Origin of the sequence: Saccharibacillus sp. CPCC 101409 (assembly GCF_030518235.1) — a bacterium.
GTDB lineage: Bacteria > Bacillota > Bacilli > Paenibacillales > Paenibacillaceae > Saccharibacillus.
This window is the reverse complement of the sequence record NZ_JAULSA010000023.1, coordinates 26,067-42,860: the sequence shown is the minus strand read 5'-3', so window position 1 is coordinate 42,860 and position 16,794 is coordinate 26,067. Positions and strand designations below refer to the sequence as shown.

Genomic DNA, 16,794 nt, shown 5'->3' with positions numbered 1-16,794 from the left:
CCGAGCTGCGTCTTTGTCGTTTTCTTTTCCTTATCCCCTTCCTTTTCGCTTCGGATCGACGGCGTCGCGCCAGTGGTCGCCGATCACGTTGACCGACAGCACGAACAGCGTGATCGCAAGCCCGGGGAACGTACAAATCCACCAGGCGACGGTCAGATAACCGCGTCCCTGCGACAGCAGCGCGCCCCAGTCGGGAATTTCCTTAATCACGCCAAGACCGAGAAAGCTCAGTCCCGCGCCGGCGAGGATCGATGTGCCGAGGCCGAGCGTCGCCATGACGAGCAGCGGCGCAAGCGAGTTCGGCAGCACATGCTTCAGCAGCACGGCCGACGGCCTGGCTCCGAGCGCGCGGGAAGCGAACACATAGCCTCTTTTGCGGATGGTCATGATCTGCCCGCGCATCACGCGGGCGTAGCCCGGCACCGACGATACGGCGATCGCCAGCACGATATTGCGCAGTCCGGGACCGAGCGCCGCCGCGATGGCCAGCGCCAGCAGAATGCCCGGCACGGTCAGCAGCACATCGATCAGCCGCATCAGGACCGTGTCCGTTCTGCCGCCGATATAGCCCGACAACGCTCCGATCGTACCGCCGATCAGCACGCCGACCGCGACGGCGCTCACGCCGATCAGCAGCGAATCCCGCGTGCCGTACACCACCAGGCTGAACACGTCGCGCCCGAAATAATCGGTGCCGAAGAAATGGATACTGGACGGCGCCTGCAAAATAGCGGCCGTATTCATGTCCGTCGGCGAGAACGGCGCGATCAGCCGCGGAAACAGCGCGCACGCGGCGAGAAAAACGACCGTCAGCACGGCCAGTCCCGTCAGCAGCTCCGCCGCTCCGAACCGGAACCGTCTTCCCGCTTTCCGGCGCCCCTCCCGGCGCGGCGCGGCGGCGGAGCGTTCCGCTACCGACTTGGCGATTGCCGCCGAATTCTTCATGCTCACGCCCCCTTCCGTCTGACCCGCGGATCGATCGCCGCATACGACAGATCGACCAGCAGGTTGATGCCCACGTACAAAATAGCCGTAAAGAACACGATTCCCTGCACGACCGGCAGGTCTTTCGCCATAATCGCGTCGGCCAGGATGCGGCCTACGCCCTGTCTGGAAAATACCGTTTCGATAATCACCGTGCCGGCCAGCATGTCGCCGATCTGCATCCCGATCAGCGTAACCGCCGGAATCAGCGCGCTGCGCAGCGCGTGCTTGTAGTTCACGGACCCTTCGCGCAGCCCTTTGGCGCGCAGCGTCGTCACGAAAGGTTCGTTCAGCACATCGAGCATGCTGCCGCGCACCATGCGCACGATCGAACCCGCCCCGACGAAGCCCAGCGCGACCGCCGGCAGAATCAGCGTCGCGAAACCGTCCGAACCCATCGCCGGCAGCAGCCTGAGCTGCACCGAGAAGATCAGGATCAGCAGGATGCCCGACCAGAACGTCGGCATCGAGATGCCGAACAGCCCGACCACACGGGCGACGAAGTCGATAATCCCGCCTTTGCGCACCGCCGAGAGCACGCCCAGCGAGACGCCGACCGCGACCGCGATCAGGGCGCTGGCCGCGGTCAGCAGCAGCGTCGCCGGCACCTGCGCCAGAATCTTCGGCAGCACCGGCTCCGAACCGACGATCGAACGGCCGAAGTCGCCTGTGAGCATATCGCCGAAATAAGCCAGCAGACGTTCGTGAAACGGACGGTCCAACCCCAGCTGGTGCCGCAGATTCTCGATGACCTCGGGGCTGACGGAGGTCGGATCGACCATGGACAGCACCGGATCGCCCGGCAGCAGGTAGAAAATACAGAATACGAGCGTGAGCGAACCTACGATCACAAGCAGCGAACTTATCACGCGCGAGCTTATCGCTTGAAGCATGAATCTTTCCTCCTTTCGCCGCCCCGATCCCGGCCCGCGATTTATTTTTGCAGATACACGTCGTTAAAGATCGGATAGCCGAACGGATCGAATGCCAGGCCTTGAACCGACTTGCCCGCCGCCACCGTATACGGGAACACGTAAATCGGCAGAATCAGCGCCTGATCGCTGATGTATTGCTGGACCTTTTTGTAGATCTCGGCCCGCTTGGCTTCGTCTTTTTCGACCGCGCCTTCTTCCAGCCATTTGTCGACTTCCGGATCGGACAGCCCGGACAGCGTGCGCCGGTCGCCTTCCTTGGTCGAGTGGTAGAACGAAGTCAGTCCGTGCGGATCGGAGTTAACCTGGCTGTTTCCGTACAGATCGTAGTCCCAGTTCTGGTACACGACCGTGGCGACGTCCTGTGTGATCTCCACTTCCGTTTCGATGCCGACCGCTTTGAGCTGCTCGCGGATCATCGCGGCGATATCGTTGCGCTTCTCGCGGTTCGGCGAACCGTCGACGTAGTGCAGCGTCAGCTTTTTGCCGTCTTTGACGCGGATGCCGTCGGCCCCCTTCGTCCAGCCCAGTTCGTCCAGCAGCGCGTTGGCTTTGGCCGGATCGGGTTTGAGCTTGCCTTCGAGCGATTCGTCGTATCCCAGAATGCCCGGCGTGACCGACGACCAGGCCCGTTCGTACGTGCCCAGATACAGCGTTTTGACGATCGCGTCGATATCGACCGCGTACTGGACGGCCTGACGCGCTTTCAGCTCGTCCCACGGTTTATGCTCCAGGTTGAAAAAGAGCGTATACGGGAAGCCGATGGTATTCGTCTGGAGCAGCTGCGCGTTCGGATCGCTTTGCAGCGCGACCACGTTCTGCGGCGGCACCGTCTCCGCAGCGAGCACCTGCCCGCTCTGCACGCCGCCGATCCGCGTCGCTTCTTCCGGCACGATCTTGAACGTCAGCGCGTCGAGATACGCCGCTCCGGTATTTTTCGCTTCGGCGGAGCCCCAGGCGTAATCGGGGTTCTTCGTCAGCTTGATCTCCGCGTTCTCGGTCCAGCTCGCAAACTTGAACGGGCCGGTGCCGACAGGCTTTTTGCCGTAATCTTCGCCTTCCGCTTTGGCCGCCGCCTCTGATACGATGCTCAGCATGCCCTGGCTCAGGTTGCCGAGAAAAGCCTGCGACGGCGTTTCCAGATTGAGCTTGATCGTGTACTCGTCCACCACCTCCGACGATTTGTAGGGGCGCAGCAGCGCCAGCGCGTTGGCCGCTTTGGTATCGGGATCGATAATGCTGTCGAAATTGTATTTGACCGCTTCCGCGTTGAACGGCGTGCCGTCCTGGAACTTCACGTCCTGTCTCAGCTTGAGCGTATAGCTCAGTCCGTCGCCGGACGCTTCCCATTCCGTCGCCAGCGACGGAGCGAGCGAACCGTCCTGCCGACGCACCAGCAGCGTATCGTACAGCGCGCTGAATACGCGGACCGACACCGCCAGTCCGCTGCGCCGCGGATCGAGCGTATCCGGCGACGTCGCCAGCGCGTAGGTCAGCTCGCCGCCCTGAACGGGAGCCGACGTCTGCGCGCCGCCCGGAGCCGCCTGCGCGGTTCCTCCTTCGGCTGCCGCGCCGCAGCCCGACAATGCCGTCGCGACGGCCAGCGCAAGCGCCGCAAGCGGATAAACCGCACGGCTTTTTTTCTTTTGTTCTGCGTTTTGCTTTCCACCTTGTATGCCGAACATCACGGCAGGCCCCCTTTTATATGTAGCTTAATTTACCGACGCCGATCTTCGACCGCTTCGACATGGTCTATAGGCTTCCGGCCGCTCAATCTCCCGTGCTCACTTCGACCGCCCGACGGCGCTCCGCCGTATACCGGTTCTCCGGAATCGGCAGTCCCAGGTTGCCCCGCAGCGTATCCGATTCGTAATCCAGCCGGTACAGGCCGCGCTGCTGAAGGATCGGAACGACCTGCTCGACAAAGTCGCGCAGTCCCGACGGCACGTCCGTGTGAATAATGAATCCGTCGGCCGCTTCCGCTTCGAACCACTCCTGAATCCGGTCCGCCACTTCTTCCGCCGTGCCGATAAACGACGTTTTCGGCGTCGCCGAGCGCAGGGCCACCTGGCGCAGCGTCAGATTTTGTTCCCGCGCGTCGCGCTTGATCTTGTCCGTGCCGCTTTTGAACGTATTGCTGCCGAGATCGCCGAGGTCCGGGAACGCTTCGTCGAGCGGATACTGCGAGAAATCGTGATGGTCGAAAAAGCGTCCCAGATATTCCAGCGCTTTCTCGATCGTGACCAGCGACGCGATTTCTTCGTATTTGTGTTCCGCTTCTTCCCGGGTGCGTCCGACGATCGGGTTGATGCCCGGCAGAATGACGATCTCGTCCGCTCCGCGTCCGTTGGCCGCCGCCCGGCTTTTCACGTCCCGGTAGAATTCCTGCGCGTCTTCGATCTTCTCGTGTCCGGTAAATACGGCGTCCGCCGAGCGTGCCGCCAGGCTCTTGCCGTCTTCCGACGATCCCGCCTGGAACACCACGGGCTGCCCCTGCTTCGAACGGGAAATATTCAGCGGGCCTTCGACCGAGAAATAGTGTCCTTTATGATTGAGGCGGTGCAGCTTGTCCGGATCGAAAAAGACGCCCGATTCCTTGTCGCGCACAAACGCGTCGTCTTCCCACGAATCCCACAGTCCGCGCACCACGTCCAGATGTTCTTCGGCGATCCGGTAGCGCTCGGCGTGCGCCGGATGCGGCCGGGTAATATGGTTGCGGGCAGTGCCTTCGAGCGGCGAAGTGACGACGTTCCAGCCGGCGCGGCCTCCGCTGATCTGATCGAGCGAACCGAACTGCCGGGCGACCGTAAACGGTTCGCTGTACGACGTCGACAATGTGCCGACCAGGCCGATCCGCTCCGTAGCCGCGGCCAGCGCCGACAGGATAGTCAGCGGTTCGAACCGGTTGAGAAAATGCGGAATCGACTTCTCGTTGATGTACAGTCCGTCGGCGATAAAGATCAGATCGAACTTGCCTTCCTCGGCGGTGCGCGCCTGACGCTTGTAGAATTCGAAGTTGACGCCGGCGTCGCTCTGAACCTCCGGATGTCTCCAGCCTGTGACGCTGCCCCCTACTCCATGAATCAATGCACCGAATTTCAGACTCCGTTTGTTCGCCATTTTCTCTCCGCCTCTCTTCGACTCGATTTGCCTCAACTTTAAAACAACAATTCCGATGAACTTGGTATGCTTTAGCGTTGAAAAGAAGCTTATCACTCTCCCGAAAAGCGGTCAACGCTTTTGCTAATAGACGTTTTCTATACATATATAGAAGAAAACTAATCGAGTTAAAACGATAAAGCGTCAACGCGAAAAAACCCGTATTCTTTACCGTTGTAAACGGAAAGGATACGGGCTGAAAACAAATGATTTCATCCGATGTCCGGCTTATCTGTCGAAGCGTACCGCAGCCTTTTTATGCGGCGAAGCGAACGTTATCTTACCGGCCGCCCCACCTTTTCCAGGCTGCCGCCCGGCGCGAACAATCGGCCGATATGCTCCGCGACTTCCGGATCGGGGACAAGCGCCGGCGCCTGATGCGGCTTGGTCCGCGCGTCGATAATGATATTGTCGCAGCCCCAGTGCTTATATTCCACGGACGCGTTTACACCGTGGATATCGTGCGACGGATTGCTGCGGGTAAACGCCGCCCACAGGAAGTTGTCGAACGCGGCGCTCATAAACGAACTGTCGTCGCACAGCACGATCAGCGGGCAGCCGTCCAGAGAACCCTGCCGCGCGAGCGCCGCCGACAATTCGCCGATCTCTTCCGCCGCGCGGGCATAGTTCGTAAATGCCGGCCCCTCCAGCAGAGCGATGCCGGGCAGCGCCATCGCCGGAGCGCCGAAGCCGTCTGGCAGCTGCGTCAGCCCCGCCGGAACGTCCGCGGACAGCGTGCGCGCCGGTTTGCCGACCGCGGCGAAGATCACTTTGCTGCCGCTGTTGAGGCCGGTGCCGGAGTAATCGAGCGTGTCGATCGTCGTATTGGTCTGGAAATGCAGATCGCGCCGCAGATCGATCCGCTCCAGAATATGCGTGAACAATCCGGCGATATCGTGCGCGTCGACCGGTCCGTCGTCTTCGGCGGTGATCCACAAATATTTGGCCAGACTGAGCTGCCCCGTGCCGAGAATCCGGTTGGCGATCGTCAGCAGCTCCGCCGGACGCTTGACCGCCCGGTACGGCGTATAGCGCTCGCTGCCGACGGCCAGCAGCAGCGGGTGCACGCCCGCCGCGTCGACGGCGTGCACTTCTTTCACGCCCGGAATCTCCTGCTTGACCGCTCCGCCGGTCAGCTCGTGGATCAGCGCGCCGAACGCGGTATCTTCCTGCGGAGGACGTCCCACGACGGTGAACGGGAACAGCGCGCCTTTGCGCGCATAGACTTTGTGCACCCTCATCACGGGAAATTCGTGCACCAGGCTGTAATAGCCCAGATGGTCGCCGAACGGCCCTTCCGGCTTGGTTTCGTCCGGGTAGATCTCGCCGGTGATGACGAAATCGGCGTCGTGGCTGACGCAGTAGCCGTCCGCGTAGCTGTAGCGGAAATGCCGCCCCGCCAGCAGTCCGGCGAAGATCAGCTCGCTCAATCCTTCCGGCAGCGGCATAACCGCCGACAGCGTATGGGCGGGCGGGCCGCCGATAAAACAGCTGACTTTGAGCGGCTGTCCGCGCTTGGCGGCTTTGGCCTGGTGCACGCCGATGCCGCGGTGGATCTGGTAATGCAGGCCGACTTCGCGGTCCTGCTCGTATTCGTTGCCGCTCAGCTGCATGCGGTACATGCCCAGATTGGCGTTCATGACGCCCGGCTTGTCCGGGTCTTCGCTGTACACCTGCGGCAGCGTGACAAACGCTCCGCCGTCTTTGGGCCAGCTTTTGACCATCGGCAGGTCGGAGATGCGGATTTCTTCGAAGCCGGCAGGCAGGCCCGATTTCTTGATCGGCAGCGCTTTGCGCGCCGCAAGCCCCGTGCCGACATAGCGAAACGGATGTTTGAGCGCCTGCATCGGATCGTTACGCAGACCGATCACTTCCTGCGTCGACTCCCACGTATCGCGGAAAATAAATTTGCTGCGCTCGACCGTGCCGAACAGATTCGAAACGGCGCCGTACTTCGAGCCTTTGACGTTTTCAAAATATAAAGCGGGCCCTTCGGCCTCGAACGTTCTCAAATGGATCGCGGCCATCTCCAGCTCCGGATCGACTTCTTCCGTGATACGGACCAGATGCCCGTTTTTCTCCAGATCGGCGACACATTCCTGCATACTGCGATATCTCATGCGTACTGGCTCCTCTTCCGGTTGGCGTTATCCTCGTTATCCTCCCTATTTTACATGATGCCGCCGGGCGGCGCCAATGCAAACGAAAGAACGGCGGCGCGGGGATTCGGGTACGCGACGTTTGAAGAACTTTGGATTGTGGCCTATGATTAGGTTGAAGATTCGATAAGAAACAGAGGGGATTGCGATGATGGCGCTTGAAGTATTTTCCGATCTCTCGGAACGATTGAATTATAATCTGCCGAACTTTCCGCTGTATGTCCGCAAAGGCTGGCTGCATCAGTTCGACCGCTATGCCGCCGCTTATCACTGGCACCCCGACGTAGAATTTATTTTGGTTCTGGACGGAGCCATGGACTATTTTATCCACGGGCAGACTGTTCATATGAAGCAGGGAGACGGCATTTTCGTAAACAGCAAACGGCTGCACTACGGCTTTTCTTCGACCGAAACGGACTGCTGCTTTATCGTAGTCGCGGTTCATCCCGTTCTGCTCGGCGCGGAAACGCTTGCGGGTAAAGCCTATCTTGAAGAAAAATTCGGACCTTCCGCCGCCGATTTTCTGACATTGTCGGACAGCGTTCCCTGGCAGCGGGACGTTTTGTCCTCGCTCGATGCGCTGTACCGCGAAATGCACGGCGGAACGGACAATCTGCTGCTTCTGCTGTCGCAAACCGCTTCTTTGTGCGCTTCGGTCTCGGCGCACCTTCATCGCGAGCAGCAAAGCGGCGGCGACGAGCACGCATGGATGCTGATCCGTCGGATGACGCATCGTATTCATCAATGTTACGAATCTAAACTGACGGTGGACGAGATCGCGGCCTCAGGCCCCGTTTGCCGCAGCCGGTGCAGCGAACTTTTCAAACAGCATATCGGCGAGTCGCCGAACAATTACCTGATCCGGTACCGGATTCAGAAAAGCTGCGAGATGCTCAAAGAAACCGCCCGTCCCGTGTCGGAGATTGCGCTGGCGTGCGGGTTTCAAACGTCGAGTTATTTTTCTTCCGTTTTCCGCAAACAAATCGGGCTGTCCCCGCAGGATTTCCGCAAACAGTCCGGTGGTTCGTCCGCTTAATCCCGATCTTCGGACGGGCCGTCGGCCGTCTCCCGATTAAAGCGCTCGGCAAATTTCTTTTCCTGGGTTGCGGCGATACGCTGCACGCGCCCGGAATACGAAACGATATATACAACTCCGCAGACGACGCAAAAAAGCAAAATAAGCAAAATAAATTCCAGCATAATAGGCGGCCTCCTGAAAGTAAATTCGTTTACATCCAGGATAATGGGTTTGCCGCTATTCCTCTTCCAAAATCAGCTATGGTTGTATCAATATCGGACGGACCTTCGCCCCGAGGGTGAAACAATATGCCGCCGAGTATGCGTTCTTCTTTCATCGCAGGTCTCCCGACATGTACTTTTTTTGAGTCGGCAGACAAAAAACAGCGGCGTATATCAAACGCGCCGCTGTTTTTTTCGCGAACCGGACCGGTACTTCCTGCTTTGTTACCAATCCACTTCGTCGAAACGCATATCTTTGTAGTAATAGTCCCGGTCCCGCTCGGTTACGGAGCGCAGCACCCTGCACGGATTGCCGGCGGCAATCGTATGGGCCGGGACGTCCCGGGTCACGACGCTGCCGGCTCCCACTACGCTTCCCGCGCCGACCGTAACGCCCGGCAGAATAATCGCTCCGCTCCCGATCCACGCTCCGTCTTCGATCACAACCGGGAGCGCGTACATTCCTCCTTGCCTGCGCATTTCGGCATGCACGGGGTGAGCGGTTACGGCAATGGTCACATTCGGACCGAACATAACATCGCTGCCGATCGTAACGAGGTAATCGTCCACAATCGTCAGATTGAAGTTGATATAGACGTTGTCGCCCACCGTCGTATTGGAACCGTAAGACATGCGGATCGGCGGCTCCAGCCAAACGTTCTCCCCCATTCTGCCGAACAGCTGCTTCATCAGATCGAGGCGTTCCTGCAATCGGTCGGGGTGCAGGCGGTTGATTTCGTGACATAGAGCTTTGCCGCGCTGGCGCGCACGGGCAAGTTCGGCGGCTTCCTGCGGATAGTTCTCGTCGTGGTCCGTAAATAATTGGCGCGCGGCCATGCGTTCCCGAATATTCATCGTTTTCCGCCTCCTTTTATCCTTCGTCGGTTTGAATCTCATGAAAATTTCTTGTGATGTTGTTCAGCCATCTGCGCTGTCTGTACCGCGCTGCGGCCGCCGGAAGCTTGATCCATTCATCCAGGCTGATCGCGGCATACAGCGGAATCGGAGGGACTTTCCAGACAAACGCGCAGACATAGACCAGCGGCAGCATGATCCCCCACATGACCGCGGCGTCGCACCAGAATCCGAATTTGGCATCTCCTCCGGCCGGGAAGATACCGCCTATGGTCGTGGTATTCAGAGATTTGGCGACACAATAATAAGCGCAGATCTCCAGCATTCCGTCCAAATATCGCGCAGCGTCACGGTCCAGACGAACGCTTGCCAGCACCACAGGCTTGATTGCGAGAATCGTCAGTCCGGCCAGTATGCCGAAAAGCAGCGCGTACCTCAGTATTCGCGTTCCCGCTTCCCGGGCTTTTTCGATATCGCCGTTCCCCAGATACTTGCCGATCAGCACCGCTCCCCCGCCGGCAATTCCCCCGCAGAACACAATCGCCAGATTTTTGACGACCGACGCAATCGAATTCGCGGCGACCATATCCGCGCTCACATGGCCGATTATCGCCGCCGTCGCCGTCAAAGCTCCTCCCCAGACGATATAATTGCCCTGTACAGGCAGCGTATAACGAAGAAAATCTTTGAGCAGACTCAGATGCGCGGCATCCGGCAGCGGCAATCGAAAGCGGATTGGGCCGCGGAAGACCGAATGCGCAGCGCAGCAGAGCAGCTCGACGAAGCGCGCGCAAACGGTGGCGATTGCAACGGCCGCGACGGCCCGCTCCGGCTTGCAGTCGAACCAGACAAAGATGCACAGCGCGTTCAGCGCGATATTTAATATCAGACACGCGGAAGCGGCCCAGGCGCTAAAACTCGCTTTTTCCATGCTTCTCATAACGGTCAGGTACATCTGCGACGCTCCCATGAATAGATAAGAGAATGATAAAGGCCGCAAAAACAGTACGCCGAAGCGGATCAACTCGGGATCGTCGGTCAGAAACCCCATCAGAACTTCCGGGAACACAAAGGAACATACAAAAAACAAGACCGAGATCCCGAACGCAAACAAACCGGAGACGCCCAGCACCCGCTGTATCGTCGCTAAATCTTGTTTGCCCCAGTACTGCGCGGCGAGTATGCCCGATCCCGTCGATAATCCCATGTAAAACAGCGTAAGCACAAACGTAATTTGCCCCGCCAGGGATACGGCCGACATCGCTTCCTGGCTTACTCCGCCCATCATGAGCACATCCGCGGAAATCACCATTGCCGAAACCAGGTTTTGCGCAGCTATGGGAATAACCAGCGACAGCAATTCGCGTTCGAATCCTCCTGCGCGGCGAAGCCGCACGATTCGTTTTAACAGCTGCGCCCTCCTCCTTTCCCATTCAGATCCGTGCTTCGATAAATATATCTTTTCTATGCGGAAGCCTCTACGAAAATCGGCTATTAAACGATCAAAATCGTACGCATTTATCGGCGTTTCAAGCGCGCCCGCACCAAAAAGCCCGAAGCGGTCAAAAAGACCGGCTTCGGGCTTGGAACGATTTTTTTACAGTCCTGGCGGGCGCGAATGCCGCAAACGACCGGATAAACCGCCTCCCCGGCAGATAGACTCGCGCTTACGCCAGGTGGCACGCCACGAAATGCTCGCCGCCCATATCGCGGAACTCCGGCACTTCGGCTTTGCAGCGGTCGAACGCCAGCGGGCAGCGGGTATGGAACTTGCAGCCCGAAGGCGGATTGACCGGGCTCGGGATATCGCCCTGGAGCACGATGCGCTCGCGCTTGAGCTTCGGCACGGGCACCGGCACGGCCGACAGCAGCGCTTTCGTATACGGATGCAGCGGATTGCCGAACAGCTCGGCGCGCGGCGCCGTTTCGACCATCGAGCCCAGATACATGACGCCGATGCGCGAGCACAGATGCTCGACGACGCTCAGGTCGTGCGAGATAAACAGATAGGTCAATCCGCGCTCGCGCTGGAGCTTGCGGAACAAATTGATGATCTGCGCCTGGATCGACACGTCGAGCGCGGAGACCGGCTCGTCGGCGATAATCAGGTCCGGGTTCATCGCCAGCGCCCGGGCGATGCCGACGCGCTGGCGCTGGCCGCCGGAGAATTCGTGCGGGAAGCGGTCGATATGATAGCGCGGCAGCCCGCACAGTTCCAGTACTTCCAGCACCTGCTCGCGCACATTGTCCGGCGACGCCAGTCCGTGCTGGAGCATCGCTTCGCCGATGGCGTCCCCGATGCGCACGCGCGGATTGAGCGAGCTGTACGGGTCCTGGAAGATCAGCTGAATCTTGGGCCGCAGCCTGCGCAGCTCCCGCTCCGGCATGGCATACAGGTCCTGCCCCCGGTAGCGGATCTCGCCGGCGGTCTTGTCCGTCAGGCGGACGATCGAGCGGCCGACGGTGCTTTTGCCGCTGCCGGATTCGCCGACCAGGCCGAACGTTTCGCCGGCGCGCAGCGTCAGACTGATATCGTCGACGGCTTTGACATGCGCTTTGGTCCGGCCCCACAGGCCGGACTTGACCGGGAAATACGTTTTGAGATGCTCGATCTCGAGCAGCGGTTCAGGCGACGCTGCCGGCGCGGGCCCTTTCTGCGGCTCGTTTGCCGCGGCGGCCGCGCCGGAGCCCGCCGGAATCTTGTTCTCCGTTTCAGGCATGAACGTTCGCCTCCTCATACAGCCAGCAGGCCGTTTTCTGCCGCTCGCCCACGCCGCGCAGCGGCGGTCCCTTCACTCTGCAAATATCCATGCAGAACTCGCAGCGGTCGTGGAAATAACACGATTCCGTCAGCTCCAGCGGGTCCGGCACCTGTCCCGGAATCGAATACAGTTCGTCCTGGAGCTGGCCCAATACCGGCTTGGAGCGCAGCAGACCGCGCGTATACGGATGCTTGGGGTCGTCAAACAGCACCTCGACTTCGCCTTCTTCCACGATCTTGCCGGCATACATGACGATGACGTAATCCGCCATCTCCGCCACGACGCCCAGATCGTGCGTAATCAGCATGATGGACATCTCCGATTCGTCTTTGAACCGGCGCAGCATATCGAGGATCTGCGCCTGGATCGTGACGTCGAGCGCCGTTGTCGGCTCGTCGGCGATCAGCAGCTTGGGCCCGCACGAGATCGCGATTGCGATCATGATCCGCTGGAGCATGCCGCCGCTCAGCTCATGCGGATAGCTGTCCATAATCTGTTCGGGCCGGGAGATGCCGACCTGGGCGATCAGTTCGACCGCCCGCTTCGCCGCTGCCTTGCGGTTCAGCTTGCGGTGGATGCGCAGCGGCTCGGTCAGCTGCTCGCCGATCGTCATGACCGGATTGAGCGAAGACATCGGCTCCTGGAAGATCATCGAGATCTCGCTGCCGCGCAGCGTGCGCAGTTCGTTTTTGCCCAGCTTCAGCAGATCTTCCCCGCCAAATTCGATAGTGCCCCCCGTTACGCCGCTTGCGCCCTGCGCCTGGATCAGCCCCATGATCGACATGGCCGTGATACTTTTGCCGCAGCCGGATTCGCCGACGATGCAGACGGTTTCGCCTTTGCCGACACGGAAGCTGATATCGTCCACCGCTTTGACCGTGCCTTCGTCGGTATGAAAATGCGTGCTCAAACGGTTCACGCGAAGCAAATTTTCCACGGTCGTCGTTCACCTACCTTTTTTGTTTGGGATCGAGTACGTCACGCAGTCCGTCGCCGAAAATATTGATGGCGATGACCGTAATGAAAATGGAAAGGCCCGGCGGCATCCACAGCCACGGACGTTCCTGGAAATCGATCAGATTGTTGGCCGCGTCGATCATATTGCCCCATGTCGGAGTCGGGGCGGTGACGCCGAGACCGAAAAAGCTCAGCACCGATTCGCTCAGAATCGCGCCGCCGATATTCAGCGTGGCGATGACGATAATCAGCGGAATCAGATTGGGCAGCAGATGATGAAACAGCTTGCGCTTGTTGTTCAGCCCGAGCACCGTCGTCGCCTGCATAAACTCGCGTTCGCGCAGGCTCAGCATCTGGCCGCGGATCATCCGCGCCATGCTCGGCCAGTTCACCAGGCTGAGAATCAGCATCACGATGTACATACGGTTCTCGGGCGGCACTTTCCAATCGGAAAGCAGCGCGCCGAAGATAAACAGCAGCGGCAGGCTCGGAATCGTCAGCAGCAGGTCCGCGACGCGCATAATGACCTGGTCGACCACGCCGCGGAAAAATCCCGACAGCGCGCCGAGCAGCGTTCCCAGCGTCACGGACAGCACCATCGAAGCGAGGCCGACCGTCAGCGAGATCCGTCCGGCCAGCAGCACGCGGGTCAGCACGTCGCGGCCGAGCTTGTCCGTTCCCAGCCAGTGCTGAAGATTCGGCGCCCGGTTCATGATGCGCATATTGGTCTTATTGTCCGCGTACGGCGAAAACATCGGCCCGATAAAGCAGGCCAGGAACATCAGCACGACGATGACGAGACCGGCGATCGCCAGCTTGTTCTTGAGCAGCAGCCGCACCGACTGCCGCCACATGGAAGACTTGACGGCCGTCTTGGCCCCGCGGCCCGGAGCGGCCGCTCCGCTTACGGATGACATATGGTCTTCCCCTCCTTACAGTTTGACGCGCGGATCGGCGATGCGGTACAGCACGTCCGACAGCAGCGTTCCGATAACGGTCAGAATGGCGATCAGCATCGTAAAGCCCATCAGCAGCGGATAATCGCGCTGGCCGAACGATTGGATATACAGCTGGCCGATGCCCGGCCAGTTGAAGATTTTCTCGATAATGAGCGAGCCGCCGAACAGCGCGGGAAGCTCGAAGCCGACCAGCGTGATCGCCGGTAGCATGGCGTTGCGCAGCGCGTGGCCGAACAGCACTTTGCTTTCCTTGACGCCTTTGGCGCGCGCCGTGCGGATATAATCCTGGCGGATTACATCGATCATATTGCTGCGGAAGTAGCGGGTCAGCGAACCCGTGCCGAGCAGCGTCATGACGGCTACCGGCAGCGTCATATGCTTGATCACTTCCTGCACATGCGCCCATCCGACCGCGTTGCTGCCGGTGGTCGTAATGCCGCCCGGCGGCAGCAGATGCAGATCGACGGCGAAGATCTTGATCAGGAACAGCCCGATAAAGAACGAAGGAATCGACATCGCGCCGAAGATCACGATCATGACGAGCGTATCGAACCACGAATACTGCCGGTACGCCGCGACGACGCCGACGATCACGGCGATCACCCAGGTGAAGAACGTGGAGACGACCGCCAGCAGGAACGAGTTCCAGATATACGTATTGAACAGCGCCAGCACCGGTCTTTGCTGGGCCAGCGAATACCCCAGGTCGCCCCGCAGCGCGTGGGTCAGCCACGTCCAGTAGCGTTCGAGCACCGGCCGGTTGAGTCCGTAGATCTCGCGCAGCTCCGCTTTGCGTTCGGCGCTGAGCTTGATATTGCTGCTGATAAAGTCGCCCGGCGTCATCGCGTACAAACAGAAAATCATCAGCGAAGCCGCCGCCAGAATAATCATGATATAAGACAATCTTTTGGATAAATAAGCGCCCATCGGGATCTCCTCTCCGAAAACAAACGCCGGACGGCGCATTCCCGCCCGCGCCTGATGGCGGGGCGGGAATGCGGTCAGCGGCGTCCGGATTATTTAAGCGTCCATTCCGACAGGCCGTCGGCCAGTCCGGTAAACGGACTTACGGTTACGTTCTCGATGCGGCCGTTATACGCGTACACGATCTTGCGGTAGTTGGTGAAGATCACCGGCAGATCGTCGTTTACTACTTCGTACAGCTTCTGGTAGATTTCTTTGCGTTTCGCGGTATCGGTTACGGCCAGCGCTTCTTTGTTCAGCTTGGTGACTTCCGGGTTGTCGTAACCCAGCACTTCCCCGTCGATAAACTGGGTGATGCCTTCCGACGGATCGGTCATCATCGCCGTGGAGAAAGCCGCCATGTCGTAATCGCCGCCTTCGACTTTGGACACGAGAGCGTTGAAGTCGGCCAGTACTTCCGGCTGGAAGTCGACGCCGATCGCTTTGTAGTTTTCTTCGGCCAGCGCGATAAAGACGTCGGTATCCGGACTTTTGCGTCCCAGGTAATGGATGGTCAGCTTCTGGCCGTCTTTCTCGCGGATGCCGTCCGATCCTGCGACCCAGCCCGCTTCGTCGAGCAGCTGATTGGCTTTGTCCGGATCGTAAGCGTACGGGTTGATATTCTCCGTCGTGTACGACCAGGAGATCGGCGAAGTCGGAATGTTCGCGACTTCTCCCGCGCCCTGGTTGGCGTCGACGTAAATACTCTGGCGGTCGAGACCGTAGGTCAGCGCCTGACGGACCGCTTTGTCCTGAAGCTGCTTGTGCTCGTGGTTCAGCGTCAGGTAGCCGTAGGTGCTCGGCGTGTAAGGCACGGTGCTCAGGAAGCCGAGGCCCTTAATCTTGTCCAAGTTTTCCTGGGTCGCCGCGAACGAAGAATAGTCGATTTCGCCGGTTTCCACGAACTGCCAGGCATCGCCTTCGGACGTTTTATAGATGAAATGCTCCGTCGCCGGTTTGCCTTTGGCATATTTGTCGTTGGCGATCATCCGCACTTCCTGCCCCGGGATAAACTTCTCCAGTTTGTAAGGACCGTTGCCGAGCGGATTCTCGTGCAGCTTCTTGATATATTCCAGCTCGCCGAATTTGTAGTCTTTGCCGTAGTAGGCTTTGGACAGCACGTCGCCGCCCAGTTGAAGAATCGCCGAAGCGTCGACGTTTTCCAGCGTAACCGACACCGTTTGCGGATCGATCACCTTGATGCCGGAAACGGAATCGGCTTTGCCCGCTTTGTAATCCGCGCCGCCCACGATGCCGAGTTCCGGAATCTGCGAGTCGCCGTCGTAAGCTTTATCGTGCAAAATGGTCCAGGTGAATGCCACGTCTTCCGCCGTCAGCGGCGAACCGTCGCTGAACACCGCGTCTTTGGGCAGATGGAACGTATACGTTTTTTCGTCGTCGGAGACTTCGTAGCTTTCCGCCAGGTTGCCGACCGGCAGTCCCTGGTCGTCTACCGTCAGCAGCGATTGGTACAGCAGCGAGGAGACGTTGCCGTCGTAGCCGCTTTGATGGAAGTACGGCGTAAACGCGCCGCTCGGATCGGTCAATCCCACAATGATCGTATCGGTGCGCTGCTGGGCGACGCTCGGCAGCTTGGACATATCGCTCGCCTGAATCGCGTCCGCCGTCGTCTGGGCGGCGGGCTGCGCCTCGGCCCCGCTTCCGGCGTCTCCGCTGCTTACGCTTTCCGCGCCGCTTGGCGCCGCCGCATTCTGCGCGGCTTCGTCGCTTCCGCATGCCGCAAGCGCCAGCGAACTTGCGAGTACCATACCGGACAGTATTACGAATCCTTTTTTCATCTCCATTACTCCCCCAGTGTCGATTT

Annotated in this window: 13 protein-coding genes; 1 reads left to right on the top strand and 12 read right to left on the bottom strand. The window is 59.5% G+C overall.

Features of this window, described 5'->3' with window-relative positions:
• Positions 1-30 precede the first annotated feature (30 nt).
• The 5 genes from QWJ34_RS25185 to QWJ34_RS25165 all read right to left on the bottom strand — a co-directional run bounded on the left by QWJ34_RS25185 (position 31) and on the right by QWJ34_RS25165 (position 7,195).
• Positions 31-945: an ABC transporter permease gene (locus tag QWJ34_RS25185; protein ID WP_302731856.1), complete on the bottom strand. Its 915-nt coding sequence runs from the start codon at positions 943-945 to the stop codon at positions 31-33.
• A 2-nt stretch (positions 946-947) separates the two neighbouring features.
• Positions 948-1,877 (bottom strand): ABC transporter permease, encoded by a 930-nt coding sequence (locus tag QWJ34_RS25180; RefSeq protein WP_302731855.1) that lies wholly within the window; start codon positions 1,875-1,877, stop codon positions 948-950.
• Positions 1,878-1,918: 41 nt separating this feature from the next.
• The gene (locus QWJ34_RS25175; protein ID WP_302731854.1) at positions 1,919-3,601 is read right to left on the bottom strand and encodes an ABC transporter substrate-binding protein; all 1,683 of its coding nucleotides are present in this window, start codon (positions 3,599-3,601) and stop codon (positions 1,919-1,921) included.
• 85 nt (positions 3,602-3,686) lie between these two features.
• Positions 3,687-5,036, bottom strand: a complete 1,350-nt coding sequence (locus tag QWJ34_RS25170) for an LLM class flavin-dependent oxidoreductase (protein ID WP_302731853.1) — start codon at positions 5,034-5,036, stop codon at positions 3,687-3,689.
• A 314-nt stretch (positions 5,037-5,350) separates the two neighbouring features.
• On the bottom strand, positions 5,351-7,195 hold the full coding sequence (locus tag QWJ34_RS25165) for a UbiD family decarboxylase (protein ID WP_302731852.1): 1,845 nt from the start codon (positions 7,193-7,195) through the stop codon (positions 5,351-5,353).
• Positions 7,196-7,385: 190 nt separating this feature from the next.
• On the opposite strand from QWJ34_RS25165, the gene QWJ34_RS25160 reads away from it, so the two are divergent.
• Positions 7,386-8,270: an AraC family transcriptional regulator gene (locus QWJ34_RS25160; protein WP_302731851.1), complete on the top strand. Its 885-nt coding sequence runs from the start codon at positions 7,386-7,388 to the stop codon at positions 8,268-8,270.
• 428 nt (positions 8,271-8,698) lie between these two features.
• Here the strand turns inward: QWJ34_RS25160 and QWJ34_RS25155 are convergent, their stop codons facing one another.
• The 7 genes from QWJ34_RS25155 to QWJ34_RS25125 all read right to left on the bottom strand — a co-directional run bounded on the left by QWJ34_RS25155 (position 8,699) and on the right by QWJ34_RS25125 (position 16,768).
• Positions 8,699-9,328, bottom strand: a complete 630-nt coding sequence (locus QWJ34_RS25155; RefSeq protein WP_302731850.1) for a DapH/DapD/GlmU-related protein — start codon at positions 9,326-9,328, stop codon at positions 8,699-8,701.
• A gap of 16 nt (positions 9,329-9,344) precedes the next feature.
• On the bottom strand, positions 9,345-10,688 hold the full coding sequence (locus QWJ34_RS25150) for an MATE family efflux transporter (RefSeq protein WP_302731849.1): 1,344 nt from the start codon (positions 10,686-10,688) through the stop codon (positions 9,345-9,347).
• Between the two features lie 307 nt (positions 10,689-10,995).
• A complete protein-coding gene (locus QWJ34_RS25145; protein ID WP_302731848.1) occupies positions 10,996-12,048 on the bottom strand; it encodes an ABC transporter ATP-binding protein in 1,053 nt (350 codons plus the stop codon).
• Complete coding sequence (locus QWJ34_RS25140) at positions 12,041-13,027, bottom strand: ABC transporter ATP-binding protein (RefSeq protein WP_302731847.1); 987 nt, start codon at positions 13,025-13,027, stop codon at positions 12,041-12,043. The genes QWJ34_RS25145 and QWJ34_RS25140 overlap by 8 nt, the downstream gene beginning before the upstream one ends.
• Before the next feature lie 13 nt (positions 13,028-13,040).
• Positions 13,041-13,964, bottom strand: coding sequence for an oligopeptide ABC transporter permease (opp4C, locus tag QWJ34_RS25135; protein WP_302731846.1), 924 nt, complete (start codon positions 13,962-13,964; stop codon positions 13,041-13,043).
• Positions 13,965-13,979: 15 nt separating this feature from the next.
• Complete coding sequence (locus tag QWJ34_RS25130) at positions 13,980-14,933, bottom strand: ABC transporter permease (protein ID WP_302731845.1); 954 nt, start codon at positions 14,931-14,933, stop codon at positions 13,980-13,982.
• Positions 14,934-15,022: 89 nt separating this feature from the next.
• On the bottom strand, positions 15,023-16,768 hold the full coding sequence (locus QWJ34_RS25125) for an ABC transporter substrate-binding protein (protein ID WP_302731844.1): 1,746 nt from the start codon (positions 16,766-16,768) through the stop codon (positions 15,023-15,025).
• Positions 16,769-16,794: the final 26 nt, after the last annotated feature.